We start from the raw sequence: 22,603 nt of genomic DNA, 5'->3' as shown, positions 1-22,603 counted from the left end.
CCGCTTCCGACCGTTTTCCGCCCTTACGACAGGCAGCAACCAGCCAGGAGCGCGAGGTGGACTCACCAACAATACTTGCCAGCATCCCCGGCACTGAAGGTTTCCTCCTCCTCTTATGTGACGCCTCGAACACCGGGCTCGCAATATCGCCCGATGATCTCGAACAATCGATGGCACGATGTCGCAAGGTAAGGTTCAGACGCTGTGGCAACTCCGAGCAACAGGCCGGAGGAGCTCCCGGACGGCGTCGCGAACCACGCTGACAAAGGCGATGGGGCCATGCCAAAGGTCATCGCTTCCCGAACGATTTGCACGTCGGGTGCCCCGTCGGGGAGTCTGAGAAGCACGGCCAGGCCTGCCTTGACCCACTCTGCATCGTGCATTCGCAGCTGCTCGCATAACGCGTCACGCTGGGCAACATACAGTCGCTTGAGCCGACGGACACGCCGAATGTAGTGGCCATCACGCATAAATTGAGCCGTGGCGAGTTGAATGACGGGTGAAGGCGCGGGGGCAAGCGTCGTCGCCACCTCGGAGAACGCAGTAATAAGTTCGGTTGGCGCTACAACAAATCCAAGTCGCAGCCCCGGGCTCACAGTCTTGCTGAAAGAACCTATGTGGATAACCCGTTTACCCTCATCCAAAGACGCCAAGGCAGGGGCCGCCCGGCCTTCCAGTTGCAGCTCGCTGAGGTAGTCATCTTCGATGATCCAGGCGTCGTTGGAAACGGCCCATTCGAGCAGTTGAAGCCGTCGCCTCAATGACAGAGTCGAGCCCAAAGGCGCTTGTTGACCGGGGGTCAGGACGGCTAATGCAGCGTCCGCGGCCTTCTCGATTCCGTAGTCTACGTTGAGGCCTTCGGCGTCCACCGGAATCGGAATGACATTCAAGCGAGCGAGCTCCAACCCCTTGCGGGTAAGAAAGAATCCGGGCTCCTCCATCCAGACCTTCTTACCGTCCAGACCTAACACCCGCAGTGCAAGCCCTAAGCCGGAGCTGTATCCCGACGTGATGAACACCTGCTCAGGGAGGCAGTGCAGGTTTCTGGAGATGGAGAGATAGCCTGCAATCTCTCGACGCATCTCATATTCCCCGCGAGGATCGGGATAGATCAGTGACGAGAAAGATCCTGCTTTCAACAGATTGGACGAGCGCGCGCGTGCGAAAAGCTTTTCCAGGCCATCAAACGCTGGAATACCGAGCTGAAAGATTGCAGGTCCAGTGTTCACCCGCTCATAGGCGCTCATAAAAGCTCCAGGTCCCGGTGGTGCCGGTTGAGCCGTCGCGGCACGGGGGCGTGGCGCCACGCGTGTGCCCTTTGCTCCGAATGTTTCGATCATTTGGGCGTCGGCTAATCGTTCATACGCCGTTTGAACGGTCCCGCGCGCCACACCAAGGTGCGCGGCGAGATCCTGCCACGAAGGCAATCGAGTACCTGGTGTGAGCAGGCCTGACTCTATTGCCCTGCTGATACTCAAACGAATCTGCTCTGACAGGGACAGCTTTGCTGTTCGGTCGAGCTGGATTTGCAGGTCTGAATTCATATTCTTGGTACACACAAAGGTGGGTGATCTTGGTTCTTTTATTCGTACCATCGACGGTACAAGATTTAAAGACCAAGCCGGAGAAACCTACCCCCTCATCCATAGGAACCATCATGACCAACGCCGTCATCGAATGTATCGTGAGTCGCAGTGCCGCCAAGTACTACGACCCTGCCGCCACTTTGAGCGACGACCAAATCCGTGAGTTGGTGCGAATCGGCACCACGGCACCAACGTCCTTCCATATACAGAACTGGCGCTTCATCGCGGTACGTACGCCTGGAGCCAAAGCCCGGTTGAGTCCTATCGCCTGGAATCAGCCCCCGATCACTGAAGCCGCCGTTACCTTCATCATCTGCGGCCAACTGGCCGATTCCAGCGTCATACCCGAACGCCTTGCGCCGCTGGTGGAAGCGGGCGTCATGCCCGCAACGATGGTGCCGGATTGGGAACTCCCCGCGCGCGATTTGTATTCAGAGCACCCACAGCGCCAGCGTGACGAGGCAGTACGCACCGCCACCTTCGGTGCGTCGGCGATCATCTATGCCGCCCGCTCGCTAGGCCTGGGTTCGACGCCGATGATCGGTTTCGATGCCGAAGCGGTGGCCCGCGAATTCGGACTGGCTGAAAACGAAGTGCCGGTCATGTTGTTGTCCATAGGCGCGGAACGTCCGGGGAACTGGGCTCAGAAGCCGCGCCGTCCGCTGTCTGATGTGTTGGATCTCGTTTAACTGTTAATAAACCAGGTAATTGACGGAGACTACAATGCCTAGAAGTGCAGTTCTAAAGCCGGAACAAGTGCCGGCCGATTCGAAACCGACTCTCGATGCGTTCACCAGGAACATCGGGTTCACTCCAAACATGATGATGACCTTCGCGCAGAGTCCAATCGCGTTCAACTCATGGGCTACTCTGCTCGGCTCCTTGAGCAAAGCGCTCGATCTGAAGACGCGTGACAGTATCGGCCTCGCCGTCTCCGAAGCGAATGGCTGCAACTACTGCCTGACGGTTCACAGCTTTACGGCCGAGCATATGGCCAAGCTGTCGGCCGATGAAATCATTCTCGCTCGCAAGGGCCATGCCCCCGACCCGAAGCGCGACGCTGCCCTCCAGTTCTCCCACAAAGTCATCGAGACTCGCGGCAAGGTCAGTGACGCTGATCTGAAAGCTGTCCGTGATGCGGGCTACACCGATGCGAATATCATGGAGATTGTCGCGTTGGTGGCCATGTACTCCCTGACGAACTTTTTCAATAACGTGTTCGATCCCGAAAAGGACTTCCCTGCCGTTACGCTGGCTGGCTCGATCTGAGTTCGATCCGCCCCGCAAATACCGCGTATAGGCAAACGGTACTCACATTCGCGACGGTCAGGCCCGGACCGTCGCTACCGTCCCGAAAAAGTCCCATTGACGAATCAACGGCCGTTCCTGAGCGTCCAGCTTTTCCACATGAGTATCAGATGAGCACATGCAAAGAATAAGACATACATAAATAAGCGAACACGAGTCTTGCTGTTCAGGTTAACGTGAAAAACAGATCTGCCCTCGCGCCCTCACTCAAGAACCTCATTTACTTCGCACCATTAAATTGACTTATCTTTAGCAGTTTCTTCAACTGGAAAACACATACTGTCCTTTGACTTTTCTCGGTGAAAAAAAAGCCAAATCCGGAAATAACTTCTGGCGAACGTAGAATATATAAGCAAACATTCCGAGCGCTATGGCCGAGCCGATAAACATTGTAATGGACCCTGAAGCCAACCCGTCCACCTGCCTCGCTACCGAGCCCATGGACAGAATAATATATGCATTGTAAGCGCCTGCCAGATGATTGTAGAACCCCCAGGCAAACAAGAGCGGGATAAGTGCGCCCAAACCACCAACGACCCATCTGGCGTTAGGCCCAATAGTCGAACCTGCAATAAATCCGACTAGAAGAACGAGTGCAGCCTGGATAAACATGAGTGTAATAACGGCATTAACCTTGCGGTCATGTATATCGCAGAGGTAGGGATCAGCAGTTGAAGCGATCAACCTGGCAAGCAGACGGTCCTTGACCCCTTGGCCTGAAAGCCGAGTGAATACTTCCGATTTCGGTACTCCGGACGAGATCAGGTCTTTTACTTTGGCTTTAGCTTCTTTTTTGTTCATGTTAGTGACGACTCCGTGGCACAAGGGCAATTTGTGATGACGCCTGAAGCGAGGTGATCACGTTTTCACGAGCCTGCTGAACGGTGTTCCCCCCAACACGTACAGGTACCTGACCAAGCATAGCCACTAATCTGCCACCAGACAGCAATCGACCAAACACGGCCGGTGGTCGTCGCATTACGACTGTCGCCGGCGTTTGGCTAAGCTTAGTAAATCAGGACGAACCGAAACCTTAAGTGATAGCGGCCATCAACGGATCCGGATTGGCATAAAGGCGGCACTCCCAAGGGAGACGACTATGTATGCGGTGATAAGAACCTACCTGGGTACTGGAGCAAAGCAGCTTTTCGAGCTGTTGGAAGAGCGCAATGCCGACGTCGAAGCGACCCTGCGGACAGTGCCTGGCCTCGTTAGCTACACACTGTTGAATACGGGTGACGGTGGCACGGCGGTGACTGTTTGCACGGACAAGGCCGGCAGCGATGCGAGCCTGAAAGTCGCGCGTGAATGGATTCAGAAAAATGCCTCGAATATCCACGCGAAACCGCCGATCGTAACGGAAGGCCCGGTCATTGTGCAGATCAGCTAGCGACCGATCCGCAGGATAGTGAGTGCTATACTTTTTTCAGATTGCACGGGGTGTGCAACGTTCCCCACAGTACAGCTACCGACTGCTGCCGGACAGAGGAGGTCTGCAGCAACCCGAGATGGGAGGTGTTGCATGAACCGGCACTATTACATCAGTGACAATCTCAACGATCTTGAAAACGTTGAATATGAATTGGAAGCCAGCGGCATCAATTCCGAACAGATTCATGTACTCAGTGAAAAAGTTGCTGATGTAGAAGAACATCACCTCCACGAGATCAGCTCGTTAATGGAACAGGATGCTGTTCACTCTGGTGAGATTGGTGCGGTGATCGGTGTGCCACTCGCGGCATTGGTACTGGTTGGCGCCTATTGGATGGGCTGGACCGAATCCGCCGCAGGCTGGATGCCCTTTATATTCCTTGCCATTGTTGTATTGGGCTTCTGCATCTGGGAAGGCGGTTTTTTTGGCTTCCAGGTGCCGAACACTCACTTCCGCAATTTCAAACAGGCAGTAAAAGAAGGCAAACATATCTTCTTCGTGGATGTTGAACCGAATCAGGAATCGGTACTGGATCAGGTCATCAAACAGCATCCGAAGCTGAAGATCGCCGGCACGGGAGCGGCAGCCCCCCACTGGACGGTGGCCTGGCAGCACAAATGGCATCAGTTCAAGCGAGTGATATCCGGTTAGCCCGGAGACTCGAGGCCATCCGAACGCTGCTTACTGACCAAAGAAAATGACCCGGCTGAGGAAGACATAGTCTGCCTCGGTGGCCATCAGCCCGATGAGCACCAGTAAACACAAAGGTGGCACCAATATGGCGTAGACCATCGCCAGGCGCTCCCATGCCATATGCATGAAGATGGAGACAATCAAACCTGCCTTCAACAACATGAAAGTGATAATCAGAGACCACCGAAGATAACCATGGAAGTGGAAATAATCGACAAGGTACGACAGCGTGCTGAGGACAAATAACAGCCCCCAGATCTTAAGGTACAAACTGATTGGATGTTGCTGACCCTGAGCATGTGCCATCACTCGTGCTCCTCTACCATAAATAGAAGAATGCAAAAATAAATACCCACACCAAATCCACGAAGTGCCAATAGAGCCCGGCTATCTCGACGTTCTGATAGTTTCCGGAGCGCTCATAGTCTCCGCGCCATACTTTCAGCGCCACAATGCTGAGATAGAGGGCGCCGATTGACACGTGCAGTCCGTGAAATCCGGTAATCATGAAAAAGCTGGCACCAAATTGCGCGGCTCCCATGGGGTTCCCCCAGGGACGGACCCCTTCTGCGATGAGCTTGCTCCATTCGAATGCCTGCATGCTGACGAAAGTCACCCCCAGGGCAGCCGTGGCCAGCATCAGCGCCGTGGTTTTCGCGCGATTACGGCGATAGGCGAAATTGACGGCCATGGCCATGGTGCCGCTGCTGCTGATCAGCACAAAAGTCATGATGGCGATCAGAATAAGCGGGATTTCCCTGCCGCCGATCGTCAATGCGAACACTTCACTGGGGTTCGGCCAGGCGCTGGTGATGGTCATGCGTACCGACATGTAGCCGGTCAGAAAACAGGTGAATATAAACGTATCGCTGAGCAGGAATATCCACATCATCGCCTTGCCCCAGGGCACCTGTTTGAAGGCCTCTTTATCCGAGGACCAATCGCTGGCGATGCCCTGCCATCCCGGTGCAGGCGGCGAACCTGGTGGATTGGATGAACGGGGCTCGACTTGGGCTTGTGAGTGCAATGCCATGGCTGTTACCTCAGGCCGCAGAATCTGGCGATGGCTTCATAGGTTTGCGGCGTGCTGGCCAGCAGCGCGAAAAGCACGAACCAAAGGCCCAGCAAGTAATGCCAATAGATGGCACAGAGCTCGACGCCGGCGCCAAGTTGCGCCAGTGGCACATGACGCAGGAATCTGGCGACGATCCAGCACCAGGCGATCAGCCCGCCCAGCAGGTGGAGCCCATGCAGGTCGGTCAACAGGTAGAAGAAACTGTTGGCCGGATTGCCGGCGACAAAGTAGCCCCAGGCGACAAACTGCTGCCAGACCCAGAGTTGCCCCGCCAGAAAGGCAATGGCAAAGACACCCCCCAATGCAAAACCAACGACAGTTGCGCCCGGCCGAGCCTTTCGCGCGGCCATGCGCGACCCTTGCAGTGCGATGCAACTCAATACCAGAAATGCCGAATTCAACCAGAGCGGCCGCAGATTGCCTAACGGCGCCAAAGGCTCTGTCAGGGGGAGCCAGTCGGCCATTTGTGAACGGGCAATGAAGGCGATCAGGAAGAGGAAGAACAACGAACTCACCACCACCAGAAACAAGCGCAGCCCTACCCTTGCGGTTTGCCTTCTATTGGCATCCTCGGCGGCCTGAATACCCTCAGGGTCGCGACTCCAGCTGCCGCCGGGATCAGCGCCGTCGGCGTTTCTCAATAGCAGCCTGTTCATGTCTTGATGTCCGCCCTGGTTCCGGCACTGAGTTGCCGCATCTGCTCCAGTTCCTCGGAGGAGACCGTTTGCGGCACGAAATCCTGCTCGATCCCCGGCACACTGTAGTCATACGCCCAGCGATGCACGACCGGCAATTTCTCTCCCCAGTTACCGTGTTTCGGCGGAGTGTCCGGCGTTTGCCATTCCAGGCTGGCCGCGCCCCAGGGATTACCGCCTGCCGGCTTGCCCTTGAATGCACTCCAGGTCAGGTTGAACAGGAACAGCAACTGGGAAACGCCGACAGTCAATGCGACCACCGTAATGAAGGCATTCAAGTCTTGCGCGGACTGCGGGATGAACGCGTAGTTTTCATAGGCGTAGTAACGACGGGGCATGCCCTGGAAACCCAGGTAGTGCATGGGGAAGAAGATGGCGTAGGTGCCCAGAAAGGTAATCCAGAAATGCAGCTTGCCCAGGGTGTCGTTCCACATGCGCCCAGTGACTTTCGGGTACCAGTGATAAATGCCGCCGAACACCACCAGTACCGGAGCGACCCCCATGACCATATGAAAGTGGGCCACGACGAAATAGGTGTCCGAGAGCGGTATGTCCACGATCACATTGCCGAGAAACAACCCGGTCAGACCACCGACCAGGAAGGTGACGATAAAGGCCAGGGCAAACAGCATTGGCACGGTCAGGTGGATGTCGCCCCGCCACAGGGTCAATACCCAGTTATAGACTTTCAGCGCGGTCGGCACCGCGATGATCAAGGTGGTGACGGCGAAGAAAAAGCCAAAGTACGGGTTCATTCCGCTGACATACATATGGTGTGCCCAGACCACGAAACTGAGTACGCCAATCGCAATAATGGCCCACACCATCATTCGATAACCGAAGATATTTTTACGCGCATGGGTACTGATCAAGTCGGAAACCAGGCCAAACGCAGGGAGTGCAACGATGTAGACCTCCGGGTGGCCGAAGAACCAGAACAGGTGCTGGAACAATATCGGGCTGCCACCCTGGTGATCGAGCTGCTGCCCCAGCGAGATCATCGCCGGCATGAAGAAGCTGGTGCCCAACAGCTTGTCGAACAGCATCATCACCGCACTGACAAACAATGCCGGGAACGCCAGCAAGGCCATGATCGAGGCCATGAAGATGCCCCATACCGAGAGCGGCATGCGAAACAGGGTCATGCCGTGCGTGCGCGCCTGCAACACCGTGGTGACGTAGTTCAACCCGCCCATGGTGGCCGCGACAATGAAAATCGCCAGTGAGACGAGCATCAGGACAATGCCCCACTCGACCCCCGGTGTCCCCTGGGTGATCGACTGTGGCGGATAGAGCGTCCAGCCGGAACCTGTGGGGCCGCCCGGGACAAAAAAACTGCTGAGCAACACCAGTACCGCCACCAGGTAAAACCAGTAACTGAGCATGTTGACATAGGGGAAGACCATGTCGCGGGCGCCCACCATCAGCGGGATCAGATAGTTGCCGAAGCCACCCAGAAACAAGGCCGTGAGCAAATAAATGACCATGATCATGCCGTGCATGGTCATCGCCTGATAGTAAGTACTGGCGTCCATGAACGCCAAACTGCCGGGAAAGCCTATCTGCATGCGCATCAAGCCGGACAACACCAACGCGATAAGTCCCACGAAGATGGCCGTCAACGAATATTGAATGGCTATGACCTTGTGGTCCTGACTCCAGATGTATTTGGTCAGGAAACTTTTTGGCTCGTGCAGCGCTTCTGTTTCGGCTTGCTCCGCATAGGCCATCACGTCACCCTCCTGCCGAAGTTTCAGTGTTTTCCTGGCTGCTTTACGGCTACTTCCCTGGCTCCGCGTTGTTCGCATCAGTGTCAGCATTCGCTTTGGACTTGATGAAAGCGATCAGTGCATTCAGCTCCTCGTCACTTGGAGCCAGAGCCGGCATGACGGCGGCATAGCCCTTGACGATTTTGGCGTTGGGATGAAGAACCGAATCCTTGAGATAGCCCTCATCGACCTTTACGCTCGTATCGTCGGCAAAGGTTTCCGTCTTGCCATACAGGCCCTGCCAGCTGGGGCCGACGCCCTTGTTGCCATCGACACTGTGGCAAGCCAGACAGCCGAGCGACCCGGCCAGCCGCTGCCCCTGCGCCACCAAGTCTTCACCCGGGCTCGAAGCTTCGCCGGTCGAAGGTTCATCGTCTTGCCCCGCGGCACCCAGTGATTTGATCAGGGCGATGACAGCACCCAGTTCATCGTCCTTGAGAGTATAGGCCACCATGACCGGCGGGTAGCCCTGCACCAGTCGGGCCTTCGGATCGAGAATCGACTCCTTCAGGTAGGCCTCGTCGACCTGCACACGGGTGCCATCGGCAAGCTGTTCAGTGCGGCCGTACAACCCTTTCCATCCCGGGCCGAGACTGGCACCGCCATCCTGGCTATGGCAGGCCTTGCAGCCGAGTTGTTCGACCAACTGGCGGCCTTTTTCCACCACGCTGTCTCGACCGGGTTTGGCCGCTGTCGTCAATGTCTGCGCAAAAGTCGGTTGGCCTTTGAGCCATTGATCGAAGACGCCCTGCTCTTCCACGATCATATGGCCGCGCATGTTGTAATGACCTACGCCACAGAACTCAGCGCAAAGGACTTCGTATTTTCCGGTTTTAGTCGGCGTAAACCAAAAGTACGACACCATCCCAGGCACCATATCCATCTTGCTGCGAATTTGCGGTACATAGAAATCGTGCAGGACATCTTTGGCCCGCAGCAAGACTTTCACCGGCCGATCGAGCGGCAGGCGAACCTCATTATTCATGACAAGCACATCGTCCTGCCCGGCAGGATCCTTGGGATCAACGCCGAGGGGATTGGCCGAATCGACAAACCTGATATCCGACTTGCCCAACTTCCCGTCCTGGCCGGGAAAACGAAAGGCCCACTGCCACTGCTGGGCAATTACTTCAAGTTCGTAGGCCTCTTTCGGCACCCGGATGAAGTCGTTGTAGACAACCAGGTCTGGCGCCAACATCCCGGCAATACCTAGTGAGGTCACGATAATCAACCACAGTTCCAGCTTTTTGTTTTCCGGCTGGTAGGCCGCCCTGGCACCCTCCTTGTGACGATATCGCATCACCGCGACTGCCATGAATACCGTGATGGCAATGAAGAATATTCCGCTGATGATCAGGGTGATGAACAGGGTGGTGTCTATGGACCCCCAGTTGGAAGCCGCCGGCGTCGCGTGCCAGGGCGCCAGTATGTGGAATAGCACTGATGCAATAACGATGAGTATCAGGATAATTGCTATTGCCATTTCCTCTTCATCCTATTCCTGTTGTTCATTGGTTATGCAAAAGCATCGCCACTGACATCCAAGCAAGGCAGACAAATACCACCCGTCCGGGCGGCAAAGTCCGTAAGAAGTATAGAGCCCATCGGGTTGTACCGTGGGCTTGGCCAGCGAGGTCCGGCGACCGGCTATACTGAATGTCTGATGACGAACAGCAGAGATCGGTCGGAAGCAGTGCCAAAAGACGAACTCTGCCATTGAGTAGTCATCAAACATGAGTGATGGCATTGAGCAGGGACGACAGCCACAGAGTCCAGCAATCCAACTGGAGGTTTCGTCATGAGTGCCCTGACGATCGAAGGCTGGTGCAAAACCGGCAACGCCCAAAAGTCCACCCCGATGGGGGAAGTCCATTTCAACGTCGATGGATCTCTGCATCTGCGTCTGGAGGAAGCTGAAGAGCGCTTGCAGAAGACCCACGATCGGGAAGCCATGGTCGATGTCGATATGGATTCGATGGAGTTGATCATGCCCGAGGGATACGCCCCCTTGTCCGACTGCCAGATGCGTGTCTATCTGCACCACGACCGCGGACAGTTCCATCTGGTTGGGCACCGAGCGAGCGACGGCAGTTTGATCTACACCAACGCGGTGTTGATTGATCAACTGCTCGAGTAGCGGTTACGTGATTCCCGGCATCGGTGTTTCCCCGCGGGGTAATGTGCGGTGCCGGAAACTCACGGGGCTTTTAAACAGAATTCAGTGTATTGCTTCGACCGGTTTAAACCCCAGACAGAAGCGGCCCTTCCCGCCCGGCTAAATCCACCTCGCCTCTGGGGCAAGCCCCTGCCAAAAGCGATCGGTGAAACAGGGCCGCTACTCTCTCCATAAATGGGGGACTACACCCACCCGACCAGGCGTTTGCCACCAAATTTGAGGAATATTCCCCCCTCACCCTTCCTCTCGCTTGAATCCCCCCGAAACAGTTTGTTAATTCATTTGAGTTTTTTCTTATCACTATTGAAATGGCTCATTAGTTGCACCACCCCTGGTACCCGCAACAGCTGTCGTCCCGGACATCATGGTGACGGCGGGGCTCGCCGGATTCGACATGACGCGAGGGGTGAAAAATGAAACGCGCAACACCACCATGCAACTCCATCGCCGTGTTGCCCAGGTCAAGCCTGTGGTGCGTGCTCCACGCAACAGTGAGGATGAGTGATGGCTTCCACCAATAAATCGATTGCTCGAATCACGAAACGGCCTCTGGCCCTTTATAAGCAGCTCGCTGAGTTGGGTCTGATGTTTATCGCGTTGCTGATGACGCTGGCGTTGTCCGCGGTGCTGGCGATGGAGTTCACCCTTGGAGTGTTCTGACGAATACGTCTTTCACTCAAATGGCTTGATGATTGCGGTACTCATACGAGCGCCCGTTTTACCAGGCACCCATGCAACAAAAGCGGTTATGGGAGGTGTGTCATGTGGAATCAGCCTCTGATGATTGTGGCGATCTACCTTACTATCACCCTCTGCATCGGCTGGTTGTGGTCCACTGCTATCCTGTATTGGCTTTGATCCAATGGAAAAAGTGAGTCACCACCTGGTTTTATGAACACACATGACCAGCAGCCATGGGTCGGTCAGATGGGAGCCGAAGGTACGCCAGTCAAACGGCCCATGGGGGCGCGGGGATGAACTTTGACTCGATCCATTGTTTGAACGCGACGACCACCGCGCCCGGAAACCTGGCCGATGGCCTGACCAGATAGACCCCACCGGCGGTGTCCAATTGCCAGTCAGGAAGGACATGCAACAGCCTCCCGGCAGCAATATCACGACTCATCAACCAGTCACCGGCCCCCAGTATTCCCGCATCGGCGCGGGCCGCTGCCAGTAAGGACTCGCTGTCATTGGCCGTCAGGTTTCCTTTGGGAGAAACCGTCTGCAACTCATTGCCGCGATGGAGTCTCCACAGGGGAAAAGACGCAAGGCCGCTGAAGCGAAGGCAATTGTGCCTGATCAGGTCCTGTGGCGTTTCGGGCATACCGTGCTGTCTGATGTAGGCAGGCGAGGCACACAGTATCCGGCGATGGTCACTCAGTTTTTTGGCGATCAACCGGCTATCTTCCAACTCTCCGATCCGGATCGCCGCGTCAAAACCTTCATCGATGATGTCGACCAGACGCTCGCTGTAGTCAGCGAGGATCGAGACATGCGGATGAGCCTTGAGAAACTCCGGCAGCATCGGGCCAAGCCAACGCCTGCCCATGGCGGCCGGCAATGCAAGGCGCAAAGTACCGCGAATTTCGCTGGCGCCCTCGGACGCTTGTTGCTGCGCTTCATTCATCGACTCGATGGCCGAGCGCAGGCGCTGCTCCAGCCTGGCACCGGTTTCAGTCATTCGAACCTGGCGGGTGGAGCGTTCCACGAGCCGAACGCCGAGGCGTTTCTCCATGGCGGCGAGGCGTTTCGAGACGATTGTCGGGTGTCGCTGCAATAGCCGGCCAGCCCCGACAAACGAGCCTTGCGAGGCCACGGCCAGAAACGCAGCGATTTCGTCACTGTGCTGGTTGTTCAGAACATCAGGATTCATGGTTTTAGAATGATCGCCCCCGATGAACGCCCCGACTCCAGGTCGGCATGCGCCAATGCTGCGTCCGCCAGAGAGTAGCTTGCCCGGACCGAAGGTTTGATAATATCCGCACCTATGGCGACCAACACATCCTGCGCGCGTTCCTGGTACTCGCAGGCGCTCGCCGTATGGGCTGCCAACGAAGGACGTGTCAGGAACAGCGAGCCTTTGGTATTCAGCGTTGATAGCTCCACGGCTGACGGTGCACCTGATGAGGCGCCAAACGATACCATCAGCCCTCGCGGTCGCAAGCTATCCAGGGATGCCTGGAAAGAAACACGCCCTATCGGGTCATAGACGACGTCGACCATTTTGCCCTGGGTGATACGAGCCACCTCGCCAGCCAGGCTGTCAGCATCGAACACCAGGACTTCATCGCATCCCGACGCATGAGCTTTCTCGACACTGGCCTGCTTTGAAACCACGCCGATCACGGTGGCACCCAAGTGCTTGGCCCACGGCACCATGATTTCCCCCAGCCCTCCAGCCACACCGTAGAGCAGAATGGTTGTGCCGGGGCCGACGGGATAGGTGGCTTTCAACAGGTACTGCGCCGTGATGCCCTTGAACATGACGGCTGCGGCATCATCGAACGACAGCGAATCCGGAATTTTCACCAGCCGCTCTGCCGGATAAAGCCGGGCCGAAGCATAGGAACCCAAAGGGCCGGTGGCATAGGCCACGCGATCCCCTGCTCGCACGTTGCTGACACCCGCCCCCACCGCGGCGATACGCCCAGCGCCCTCCAGCCCAAGCCCGGATGGCAAAGAAACGGGCACCGCTCCCCTACGCTGGGTAACGTCGAGAAAGTTCACACCTACAGCCTCTTGCTCGAGCCAGACCTCGCCCTGGCCTGGCGTTTGTTCGCTCAGTGTCTCCAGGTTCAGCACTTCAGGGGTGCCGAACCGGTTCAACCGGATCGCAGATACCATGGTCATTTCTCCTTCCGTCAGAAGCCGTTATCAAATAAGTGGCCTCAGTGTGATAACTGATCTACGGATGAACAAGGCTAGTTTATTGCAGGACTTTAATGCATTTTTTGCAGCAATGTAATGACTGACTCACCTTGCTCGAAATCCGTCATGACATGTCATGACTTCCCTAAAAAATGGACTTTGACCAATAAATACGGGGGTTAAAGGACGAATGGTCGAGAGGCGTCAAGCGCGGGGAATTGCCGGGAGTTTGCAGCCACTACAGGCTTTTCAGGCGGGCACGTTCGTCGCGGTGAAGTGAACTTCACCTTCTCGACGTGTCACATTAGGTCCTTGTCAAGCAAACGTCAGAAGAGGTACAGCCTTATGAGCATGGCCACAATTGTCAGTGCCGTGATTTCCAGTCTCGCACCCAGTGTCTTCGACCAGAGCAGCCTGCAAGAACCAGGCGCGCATGTCTCGGCCGTCGAATACCACTACGGAATGGACATCGATGTGAAACGGGTGCTGCAGCGCACCGATACATCCGACAAGACCGGCGTGGTACCGGTGACCCTGGTCTACGAAGACAGCGAGGGCGAGGTTCACAAGATCCGTTTCCTCGAATGGGGTGGAAGCCCCGCCGACCCAACCAGCATTGCCTGATCCGCTCGTCGATCGGGTTCCAGGCCTGACCGGCCTCCCAGAAGTGGAAGTTAAACCTTCTGTGCACTCAGTGCGATAAGGTTTTTAGTTACCTGAAAATGGACATGATCGAATGACTAAAAGTTCATTCGAGAAACTCACTATTATCTTGACGGCGGAATGTCGCAAGATTAATTGATAACAATTATTGAATCTAAATGGCGGTCAGCAACGGTAAATCAAAATTATACCGTACCAAAAGCCAAGTTGATTCACTATTGAAGCCAGAGGTAACCATGGAACTTAGTATGTTCTCTTCGTCCACCGTGGAATATGTGCGTTTGGGCGTTGTATATTTTCATCTTATCGCCTGCTGTGTTGCAATCGGACTGGTATTGACCAGTGACATTGCAATGGTCAAGCAACTCCTGAAGGGGGATGCGTCAGGTCATTACGATGACGCGCACATGGATAGCCTTCAAAAAACCGTAATGCTTGCACTTGTAGTGCTTTGGATTACGGGTATCGGCATTGTCGGGATCGATTATGCCGGCAAGGGGATGGAGTATTTTCTCAATCCAAAAATACAAGCCAAAATTGGCATAGTCGTGCTGTTGACCATTAACGGCATCGTGTTGCATAGCGCTGTATTGCCGGCACTGAAAAAAGCCGGTTCGTTACTCAAACTCTCCTTCAGCCTGCGCATGCTGGCGCTGTTCTCGGGTGCCTTCTCTGCTGTGTCGTGGTTCTATGCCGCCATGCTCGGTGTGGGTCGTCCGCTGGCCTGGAAGTACTCGCTGCTGGAGTTGCTGGCCGCCTATCCGGTTCTCATCGTCGGTGGATTCGGGGCGATGGTACTGCTCACCGTCTGGGCAAAAGACAAAGACACCGAAGCGCGTATCGAGCAAAGCACCCGGCCAGCAGGAAATGCCGCCCTGGCTGGCTGGTGAAGCCAGGTTGAACACGGAAGTTCAGCTTTAGCCAATAGATTGCGCTGTTAACCGTTTACAAAATCCCACTTGGAGGATACCCAAATGAAATCCATGAAAGTTCTCTTCGTCGTCGCCGCTCTGACCGTTTCTTCTCTGGCGATGGCCACAGGTGGCGGTGACAAGACCTTCGCACGCATGGAGTCGATCCGGAAAGTCTCGATGGAAGCCTTCCAGGTAGCACAGAAACAGAAGGCTGAAGCCGCTGTCGCTGAAAGCCAGGCCAAGGCGACCGATCACAGCAACAGCTGATCGGTGTAGCCTCTGTCCACCGGCTGACCACAAATGCCCAGCCTCAAGCCTCGCTAGCAGCACCCAAGGTACTGCTAGCGCCGGTTTTAACCAAGATCCCGCCTACACCCAATCCAGTGTGTTGAATCCGCCTCAAGCAGCCCGGAATCGGGCCGACGACCCGCAGTAGTCATGGAGACAGGCGTCTATCGCTTGCCCTTCATACAGACTACGGAAAGATAAGCCCCCCAAAGAACACCACAGAGTGCAAGTATCAGCTCCGGATTGAAAATGTTCTGATCGACCGGTGCCACCAGGATTTCGCTATAAAGGCACATGGCGCCCGCGATCAACGCAATAAAGTAGCCAGTCCGGGTTCTGGTCCGGCGCAACAACAGAACTCGTTTCAAGCCCTCGTCTTTCCATTCTTGAAGGGGCATCTGCTGGATCTCCTCCAGCAGCACCACACCCCACAACAACGCACACAACCAATAACCTATCATCATGACGTCCTCCAGTTGGAACATTGATTCAACATGAATGCAGCAGCCTGCACTCCTTGCTCAACTTACGAATATCAATCGCGGAGTCTTTACTGACTCGTGAAATCTGCACTCATGCATGCCAACAGTAAAAATCTGTTGGTAATAGGGACTTGGCTAAACGCTCCAACATGCGGCGCATAATGGCAAGTTCGTGGTTCTTGTCGTAGAAGGCGTAGGCTCCCGCTTTTGTAAAGTACTTCCAATGTGTCGGATCCGCGCAATTGCTGACCACTATGACTTTGGTCAACGGATACTCGGCTGCGACCACACGCAACACTTCCATGGCATTACCGTCGCTGAGGTTGATGTCCAGCAAGACGACATCGGGTGGTTCATGCCGGATGGCGCCGATGGCGGTCGATGCGCGATGGAACGCCCCGGCAAGTGACAGGCCCGCGATCTGCGGCGACACCGTGCGCCGCAGCGCTCGCACGACGTTCAAATCCTCAACGACAAACAGGCGCAAAGGGCCTGAATATCTGGCTGGCATCAATGCAGTCAATGGTTCTGTGTTGGTGACCTGCATGATTTCACCTCACTTTTTTGACATGGCAGTACAGGACGTTGACGAAGACAACGCCATTGAGCGGACGAAAATTTTCCGAGAGGCAAATATGCTTGATCGGAACGGCCCCCACTATCGACGTTAGCAGGACTTCTTTGTGGAGATATCGGCCAAGCGCTTGTAGTGATTCCACTACACGAAGGCTGGATCAGGACGATTCAATGATGACCGGGCATTTACCGCTGAATGTCGAGAATGCCATGGCCCGGCTGCGTCGGATGGCAGGGCGTTCTAAGTCAACAGGCCATTTTCGAGGGCATAGCGGGCCAGTTTCGCGTTGCTGTCCATCCCTGTTTTTTCCAGGATACGTGCCCGGTACGTCGTGACGGTACTCGGACTCAAGTGCAATATCTGAGCGATGCGGACAATCCTCTCGCCTGAAGCGAGGAGCTTGAGGACTTCAAGCTCCCGGTCGGATAGCGCTTCGTGGGGTGCCCCGTCGCCCCTGCCAATAGCGTTGACCAGTTTTTCTGCCAGCTCGGGACTGACGTGCTTGCCGCCTGAGGCCACCTTGCGAACCGCCGCAACCAGGGTGGCTGCGGAAATATCCTTGGTGAGGTATCCCGCTGCGCCATGCTTGATTGCGCGTAACGCATAGGCCTCGACCGAATGCATGCTCAACATCAGAACGGCGAGCCTGGGTTTCTCTGCACGCATGAGCTTGAGGAGTTGCAGGCCGGTCTTGTCGGGCAGCTGAATATCTACCAGCGCCACGTCGAAATCCTGCTCCCGGACCAGGAGCATTGCGTCTTGTGCCGTCGCTGCTTCGCCCGTTACGTCGATCTCGCCGGCAGTCTCCAACATGCGTCGCACGCCATTACGCACGATGCTGTGATCATCCACCAGCAAGACTCTGATTTTGTGGTCAACCATCTGTATTTCCCATTCACCAGTGGCCAGCAAGCCATGGAATCTGCTGCAGCGTTTGACGTTAGCAGGCACAGAGCACACTTGCACTTTTTGCCTCAGCCGTTGGTGCTCACTACTCCGTGCAGCGGGTGCAATCGGTTGGAACGGCCTGTTCCCGACCAATTTCCCCAGAATCCGGGGCATTGCGCCAACCTTGCTAATATTTCACAAGCCAACGCTCAGCTTTCAGCATGGTCAATACTGCAATGCCGGTTCCTGCATGACGCCTTGCGCGTGGCATCCACTTTGACTGGACATAGACATGGCCACAGTGACGACACCGATCGAAGTTTTCGACATGAAGACGTTGCTGGCAGCGCTGAAAGCGTTGCGCAATGGTGACTTCACCACGCGCATGCCGCAAGACTGGACCGGCATGCCGGGCAAGATCGCCGACACGCTCAACGAGATCATCGATATGGCGGCCGACACCGCCACCGAATTCGAACGCGTGGCGCGACTGATCGGCAAGCAGGGCAAGGTCGATGAGCGTATCCAATTGCCGATGATGAAAGGCTCATGGCAAAAGATCGTCAACTCGAGCAATGCGCTGACCAGCGACCTCATCAGCCCGATGAGCGAGATGATTCGCGTTATCGGGTCGGTTGCCGAGGGTAATCTGAGCCAGCAGGTACCACCGGTACTTGACGGCCTGAGACTGCGGGGCCAGTTCCTCAAATCCGCCAGGATCGTGAACACCATGGTGACGCGACTGGGCTCCTTCGCTTCCGAGGTCACCCGCGTGGCCCGCGAAGTCGGCACTGAAGGGATTCTCGGTGGGCAGGCCAATGTCAAAGGGGTGTCCGGCACCTGGAAAGACCTGACCGATTCCGTCAACGACATGGCCGCCAACCTGACCACCCAGATGCGCAACATCGCTTACGTGACGACCGCGGTGGCCAAAGGCGATCTGGGCAAGACGATTACCGTCGAAGTCAGGGGTGAAATTCTCGAGCTGAAAAACACCATCAACACGATGGTCGGCCAGCTTTCCAGCTTCGCTGCGGAGGTGACCCGTGTCGCGCTGGAAGTCGGTACCGAAGGCAAGCTGGGCGGTCAGGCGGAAGTGCGTGGCGTATCAGGCACCTGGCGCGACCTGACCGAATCGGTCAACGGCATGGCGGCCAACCTGACCACCCAGGTGCGCAACCTCGCACAGGTGACGACGGCGGTGGCGCGCGGCGACCTGGGCAAGAAAATCACCGTTGAAGCCAAGGGCGAAATTCTCGAACTGAAAAACACGATCAACACGATGGTCGACCAGCTCTCCAGCTTCGCCTCGGAGGTGACCCGCGTCGCGCTGGAAGTCGGTACCGAAGGCAAACTGGGCGGACAGGCCGAAGTGACCGGCGTGTCCGGTACCTGGAAGGACTTGACCAATTCGGTCAACGGCATGGCGGCCAACCTGACCACCCAGGTGCGCAACATTGCCGACGTGACGACGGCGGTGGCCAACGGCGACCTGTCGCGCAAGATCACCGCCGAAGCGAAAGGTGAAATTCTCCAACTCAAGGAAACCATCAACACCATGGTGGACCAGCTCTCGACCTTTGCCGACGAAGTGACGCGCATGGCTCGTGAAGTGGGAACTGACGGCAAGCTCGGTGGCCAGGCAAAAGTGACGGGCGTCGGTGGAACCTGGAAAGACTTGACCGACTCGGTCAACAGCATGGCGGCCAACCTGACCAATCAGGTGCGCAACATCGCCGACGTAACGACGGCGGTGGCCAAAGGCGACCTGGGGCGCAAGATTACCGTGGAAGCCAAGGGCGAAATCATGGAGCTGAAAAACACCATCAACACCATGGTGGACCAGCTCAACAGCTTTGCCGCCGAAGTGACGCGGGTGGCGCGCGAAGTCGGCACCGAAGGAAAACTCGGGGGGCAGGCACAGGTGCAAGGCGTATCCGGCACCTGGAGGGACTTGACCGAAAACGTGAACTTCATGGCGGCCAACTTGACCAGCCAGGTGCGAGGCATCGCAAAAGTGGTGACCGCCGTAGCCAACGGCGACATGAAGAAGAAACTGACACTGGAAGCCAAGGGCGAGATCGCCGAACTGGCCGACACCATCAACGGTATGACCGATACCCTGGCGCTGTTCTCCGATCAGGTGACCTCGGTGGCGCGTGAAGTGGGCGTCGAGGGCAAGCTGGGGGGCCAGGCCAACGTGCCGGGTGCAGCCGGCACCTGGCGCGATCTGACCGACAACGTGAACGGTCTGGCGGCCAATCTGACCAACCAGGTGCGCGCGATTGCCGACGTGGCGACTGCCGTGACCAAGGGCGATCTGACGCGTTACGTGGAGGTGGAAGCAAAGGGTGAAGTGGCGGAATTGAAGGACAACGTCAACGAGATGATCCGCAACCTGCGGGAAACCACCCGACAAAACGCAGAGCAGGATTGGCTCAAGAGCAATCTCGCAAAATTCAACCGTCTGCTGCAGGGCCAGCGCGATCTGGCGGCAGTCTCCAAGATGGTGCTGTCTGAACTGGCTCCACTGATCAACGCCCAGCACGGTGTGTTCTACATGATGAACGAGAGCCCGCCCGATCCTGCGAAGCTCAAACTGCTGTCCGCTTATGCGTACAAGAGCAACATCAATGTGAACGATGAGTGGCGGCTCGGCGAGGGCCTGGTCGGGCAATGCGCCTACGAGAAGCGGCGCATCCTGCTGACCGATGTACCCGCCAACTACGTCGCGATTTCATCGGGACTGGGTGCGGCCGCCCCGCTGAATATCATCGTGTTGCCGATCCTGTTCGAGAACAAGGTCAAGGCCGTCGTCGAAATGGCTTCGTTCACGCGCTACAGCATCATTCATCAAACCTTCCTTGATCAGCTTGCTGAATCGATTGGTATCGTACTCAACACGATCGAAGCCAATATGCGTACCGAAGAACTGCTCAAGCAGTCGCAATCGCTGGCGCACGAGCTGCAAAGGCAACAAGAAGAATTGAGGCAGACCAACGAGGAACTGGAGGACAAGGCGGGACTGCTGGCGGAGCAGAAAGCCGAAGTCGAGCGCAAGAACCGCGAGGTCGAAATCACCAAGCTGTCGCTGGAGGAGAAGGCGGAACAACTGATGCTGACCTCGAAGTACAAGTCCGAATTCCTCTCCAGTATGTCCCATGAGCTCAGAACGCCATTGAACAGCCTGCTGATCCTGGCCCGGCAGCTCAGCGACAACGCAGAACACAATCTCACGCCCAGGCAGGTCGAATATGCCAAGACCATCCGTAGCGCGGGCAAAGACCTGCTGGAGCTGATCGACGAGATTCTCTATCTGTCGAAGATCGAGTCGGGCACGGTCACGCTGGATCTGAATGAAACGCTGTTCGCCGATCTGCACGACCAGATCGAACGCACCTTCCGGCCGGTCGCCGAAAACCGGGGCCTCGACTTCACGATTGAACTGGCGCCTGCCCTGCCCGCCGTCATCTGGACCGACGAAAAGCGCCTGCTGCAGGTGGTCAAGAACCTGCTGTCCAACGCCTTCAAGTTCACTGAACAAGGCAGCGTCAAGATCAGCATCGAACCCGCGGTGTCCGGGTGGAGCGTGGATAACGACGAACTCAATCGTGCCGATGCGGTGGTCGCCTTCGTGGTCACCGACACCGGCATTGGCGTATCCGTCGGCAAGCAGAAGCTCATCTTCGAAGCGTTCCAGCAAGCAGATACCGGAACCTCACGCAAATACGGCGGCACCGGCCTCGGCCTGTCGATCAGCCGCGAGCTCGCACACCGGCTGGGCGGTGAGCTGCGGCTGATCCCCGGTGAGATCGGCAAGGGCAGTACTTTCGCGCTGTACGTGCCCTTGCGTACTCAGGATGCCCAGCGTCAGACGCTAGACGAATCAACGACAGAGGCCGTACCTGACCAGGTCAAGCGCGACCTCATGCCAAGCCCGTCTGCACAGATACCCGACGACCGCGAGTCGGTCCAACCCGGGGACCAAGTGCTGCTGATGCTCGAGGGCGACGCCCGATTCGCCAGCATTCTGCTCGAAGCCGCGCACCAGACGGGCTTCAGGGCTATCGTCTCGACCCGTGGCGCGGATGCGCTGGAGCTTGTCGAACGCTTCAAACCCGCCGCGATCACGCTGGACCCAGGCCTGACGGACATCGATGGCTGGTCGCTGCTCGAGCAGTTGAAGCGCAATTTCGCCACGCGTCACATTCCGGTCCAGATCATCTCGAACGCTGACGACCACACACGCGGGCTGCGCTATGGCGCTTTCGACCATCTGCTCAAGCCGGTCACAGCCGAGGAGATTCAAAATGCACTGGTCGGTATCGTGGCATTCGCTCGGCGCAAGACCAGGAACCTGCTGCTCATCGACGGCAACGATGAGAGCCGCGCCCGCATCCTCGATCTACTCGGCAACACCGACGTCAAGATCGAAACGACCGCCAGCGGCGCGCAGGCCTTGAAGAAACTGGCAAAGAAACGCTACGACTGCATGGCCATCAATCTCGAACTGCCCGACGCATCCGGCATCAGCTTTCTCGAGGCCTTGCAGCAAGACCACGCCATGCGGGAATTGCCGATCGTCGTCTATGGTGCACAGACACTGACCAAGCCGGAACACGAGCGTTTCAGGACACTGCTCGGCAAGGGCGTGATCAAGTCAGTTCAGTCCCCCGAGCGCATACTCGACGAAACCGCGCTGTTTCTACACCGTGTCGTCGCCAGACTGCCGCAGACCCAGCGCAGAATGCTGGAAAAACTCTATGAGGGCTCGGACAGTCTGGAGGGTAAAAAGGCCCTGGTGGTCGACGATGACGTGCGCAACATCTTTGCCCTGACCAGCGTGCTTGAATGCAACAAGATGCTGGTGGCCACGGCGGAAAACGGTCGAACCGCCATAGAACTGCTGCAGCAACAGCCCGATACCGACATCGTGCTGATGGACATCATGATGCCCGAGATGGATGGCTTTGAAACCATGCGCCAGATCCGTACATTCAAGAGATTCGAAGCCCTGCCCATGATTGCGCTGACGGCCAAGGCGATGATGGGCGACCGTGAAAAGTGCATCGAGGCCGGCGCCTCGGACTATGTCAGCAAACCGGTGGATACCGACCAGTTGCTGTCACTGATGCGCAAATGGCTCTATCGATGACGCTGTACCGCGCTCATTGCGCACTAGCGCG

22 protein-coding genes are annotated in these 22,603 nt (G+C 56.5%); 10 read left to right on the top strand and 12 right to left on the bottom strand.

Annotated features, from left to right (window positions below):
• Positions 1-113: 113 nt before the first annotated feature.
• Positions 114-1,544, bottom strand: coding sequence for a MocR-like pyridoxine biosynthesis transcription factor PdxR (pdxR, locus tag AC3ITA_RS11635; RefSeq protein WP_489280342.1), 1,431 nt, complete (start codon positions 1,542-1,544; stop codon positions 114-116).
• Positions 1,545-1,657: 113 nt separating this feature from the next.
• On the opposite strand from pdxR, the gene AC3ITA_RS11630 reads away from it, so the two are divergent.
• Positions 1,658-2,275: a nitroreductase family protein gene (locus tag AC3ITA_RS11630; RefSeq protein ID WP_095941780.1), complete on the top strand. Its 618-nt coding sequence runs from the start codon at positions 1,658-1,660 to the stop codon at positions 2,273-2,275.
• A gap of 34 nt (positions 2,276-2,309) precedes the next feature.
• A complete protein-coding gene (locus AC3ITA_RS11625; protein WP_414927666.1) occupies positions 2,310-2,855 on the top strand; it encodes a carboxymuconolactone decarboxylase family protein in 546 nt (181 codons plus the stop codon).
• A 300-nt stretch (positions 2,856-3,155) separates the two neighbouring features.
• On the opposite strand, the gene AC3ITA_RS11620 is transcribed toward AC3ITA_RS11625, so the two are convergent.
• Positions 3,156-3,695 carry a hypothetical protein gene (locus tag AC3ITA_RS11620; RefSeq protein ID WP_095941778.1) on the bottom strand — a complete coding sequence of 180 codons (540 nt, stop codon included), beginning with the start codon at positions 3,693-3,695 and terminating at the stop codon, positions 3,156-3,158.
• 298 nt (positions 3,696-3,993) lie between these two features.
• Between AC3ITA_RS11620 and AC3ITA_RS11615 the strand changes: the two genes are divergently transcribed.
• Together AC3ITA_RS11615 and AC3ITA_RS11610 are read left to right on the top strand one after the other, a co-directional pair.
• Positions 3,994-4,284, top strand: a complete 291-nt coding sequence (locus AC3ITA_RS11615; RefSeq protein ID WP_095941777.1) for a hypothetical protein — start codon at positions 3,994-3,996, stop codon at positions 4,282-4,284.
• A 132-nt stretch (positions 4,285-4,416) separates the two neighbouring features.
• Complete coding sequence (locus AC3ITA_RS11610) at positions 4,417-4,977, top strand: hypothetical protein (RefSeq protein ID WP_095941776.1); 561 nt, start codon at positions 4,417-4,419, stop codon at positions 4,975-4,977.
• A gap of 30 nt (positions 4,978-5,007) precedes the next feature.
• Here the strand turns inward: AC3ITA_RS11610 and AC3ITA_RS11605 are convergent, their stop codons facing one another.
• Genes AC3ITA_RS11605 through AC3ITA_RS11585 form a run of 5 tightly spaced genes read right to left on the bottom strand, consistent with a single transcriptional unit; the run spans position 5,008 to position 10,041 of the window.
• A complete protein-coding gene (locus AC3ITA_RS11605; protein WP_008053359.1) occupies positions 5,008-5,325 on the bottom strand; it encodes a cytochrome C oxidase subunit IV family protein in 318 nt (105 codons plus the stop codon).
• A 13-nt stretch (positions 5,326-5,338) separates the two neighbouring features.
• On the bottom strand, positions 5,339-6,052 hold the full coding sequence (locus tag AC3ITA_RS11600; RefSeq protein ID WP_095941775.1) for a heme-copper oxidase subunit III family protein: 714 nt from the start codon (positions 6,050-6,052) through the stop codon (positions 5,339-5,341).
• A gap of 5 nt (positions 6,053-6,057) precedes the next feature.
• A complete protein-coding gene (locus AC3ITA_RS11595) occupies positions 6,058-6,750 on the bottom strand; it encodes a cytochrome c oxidase subunit 3 (RefSeq protein ID WP_489280340.1) in 693 nt (230 codons plus the stop codon).
• Complete coding sequence (ctaD, locus tag AC3ITA_RS11590) at positions 6,747-8,519, bottom strand: cytochrome c oxidase subunit I (RefSeq protein WP_150673888.1); 1,773 nt, start codon at positions 8,517-8,519, stop codon at positions 6,747-6,749. The genes AC3ITA_RS11595 and ctaD overlap by 4 nt, the downstream gene beginning before the upstream one ends.
• A gap of 49 nt (positions 8,520-8,568) precedes the next feature.
• Positions 8,569-10,041, bottom strand: a complete 1,473-nt coding sequence (locus AC3ITA_RS11585; RefSeq protein ID WP_489280338.1) for a c-type cytochrome — start codon at positions 10,039-10,041, stop codon at positions 8,569-8,571.
• Between the two features lie 315 nt (positions 10,042-10,356).
• Between AC3ITA_RS11585 and AC3ITA_RS11580 the strand changes: the two genes are divergently transcribed.
• On the top strand, positions 10,357-10,695 hold the full coding sequence (locus AC3ITA_RS11580) for a hypothetical protein (RefSeq protein ID WP_095941771.1): 339 nt from the start codon (positions 10,357-10,359) through the stop codon (positions 10,693-10,695).
• A 543-nt stretch (positions 10,696-11,238) separates the two neighbouring features.
• Positions 11,239-11,394 (top strand): hypothetical protein, encoded by a 156-nt coding sequence (locus tag AC3ITA_RS11575; RefSeq protein ID WP_172435283.1) that lies wholly within the window; start codon positions 11,239-11,241, stop codon positions 11,392-11,394.
• A gap of 289 nt (positions 11,395-11,683) precedes the next feature.
• Here the strand turns inward: AC3ITA_RS11575 and AC3ITA_RS11570 are convergent, their stop codons facing one another.
• Together AC3ITA_RS11570 and AC3ITA_RS11565 are read right to left on the bottom strand one after the other, a co-directional pair.
• Positions 11,684-12,610, bottom strand: coding sequence for a LysR family transcriptional regulator (locus tag AC3ITA_RS11570; protein ID WP_095941770.1), 927 nt, complete (start codon positions 12,608-12,610; stop codon positions 11,684-11,686).
• Positions 12,607-13,581 carry a quinone oxidoreductase family protein gene (locus AC3ITA_RS11565; protein ID WP_489280772.1) on the bottom strand — a complete coding sequence of 325 codons (975 nt, stop codon included), beginning with the start codon at positions 13,579-13,581 and terminating at the stop codon, positions 12,607-12,609. The genes AC3ITA_RS11570 and AC3ITA_RS11565 overlap by 4 nt, the downstream gene beginning before the upstream one ends.
• Before the next feature lie 369 nt (positions 13,582-13,950).
• On the opposite strand from AC3ITA_RS11565, the gene AC3ITA_RS11560 reads away from it, so the two are divergent.
• From AC3ITA_RS11560 to AC3ITA_RS11550, 3 genes are all read left to right on the top strand, one after another.
• Positions 13,951-14,229 carry a DUF2790 domain-containing protein gene (locus AC3ITA_RS11560; protein ID WP_057715339.1) on the top strand — a complete coding sequence of 93 codons (279 nt, stop codon included), beginning with the start codon at positions 13,951-13,953 and terminating at the stop codon, positions 14,227-14,229.
• 275 nt (positions 14,230-14,504) lie between these two features.
• A complete protein-coding gene (locus AC3ITA_RS11555) occupies positions 14,505-15,158 on the top strand; it encodes a hypothetical protein (RefSeq protein ID WP_150673890.1) in 654 nt (217 codons plus the stop codon).
• 84 nt (positions 15,159-15,242) lie between these two features.
• Positions 15,243-15,449: a co-regulatory protein PtrA N-terminal domain-containing protein gene (locus AC3ITA_RS11550; RefSeq protein ID WP_489280337.1), complete on the top strand. Its 207-nt coding sequence runs from the start codon at positions 15,243-15,245 to the stop codon at positions 15,447-15,449.
• Between the two features lie 185 nt (positions 15,450-15,634).
• Here AC3ITA_RS11550 and AC3ITA_RS11545 read toward each other — a convergent pair whose 3' ends face one another.
• The 3 genes from AC3ITA_RS11545 to AC3ITA_RS11535 all read right to left on the bottom strand — a co-directional run bounded on the left by AC3ITA_RS11545 (position 15,635) and on the right by AC3ITA_RS11535 (position 17,411).
• On the bottom strand, positions 15,635-15,934 hold the full coding sequence (locus AC3ITA_RS11545; protein ID WP_150673818.1) for a hypothetical protein: 300 nt from the start codon (positions 15,932-15,934) through the stop codon (positions 15,635-15,637).
• Positions 15,935-16,043: 109 nt separating this feature from the next.
• Positions 16,044-16,499 (bottom strand): response regulator, encoded by a 456-nt coding sequence (locus AC3ITA_RS11540; RefSeq protein ID WP_150673819.1) that lies wholly within the window; start codon positions 16,497-16,499, stop codon positions 16,044-16,046.
• A gap of 270 nt (positions 16,500-16,769) precedes the next feature.
• Positions 16,770-17,411, bottom strand: a complete 642-nt coding sequence (locus tag AC3ITA_RS11535) for a response regulator (protein WP_150673820.1) — start codon at positions 17,409-17,411, stop codon at positions 16,770-16,772.
• 298 nt (positions 17,412-17,709) lie between these two features.
• On the opposite strand from AC3ITA_RS11535, the gene AC3ITA_RS11530 reads away from it, so the two are divergent.
• Entirely contained in the window at positions 17,710-22,572 is a 4,863-nt protein-coding gene (locus tag AC3ITA_RS11530; protein ID WP_150673821.1) for a HAMP domain-containing protein, read from the top strand.
• Positions 22,573-22,603: the final 31 nt, after the last annotated feature.

Source organism: Pseudomonas sp. GL_090, from assembly GCF_057837765.1.
The sequence above is the reverse complement of the archived record's forward strand: the minus strand, read 5'-3'. Positions and strand labels throughout refer to the sequence as shown.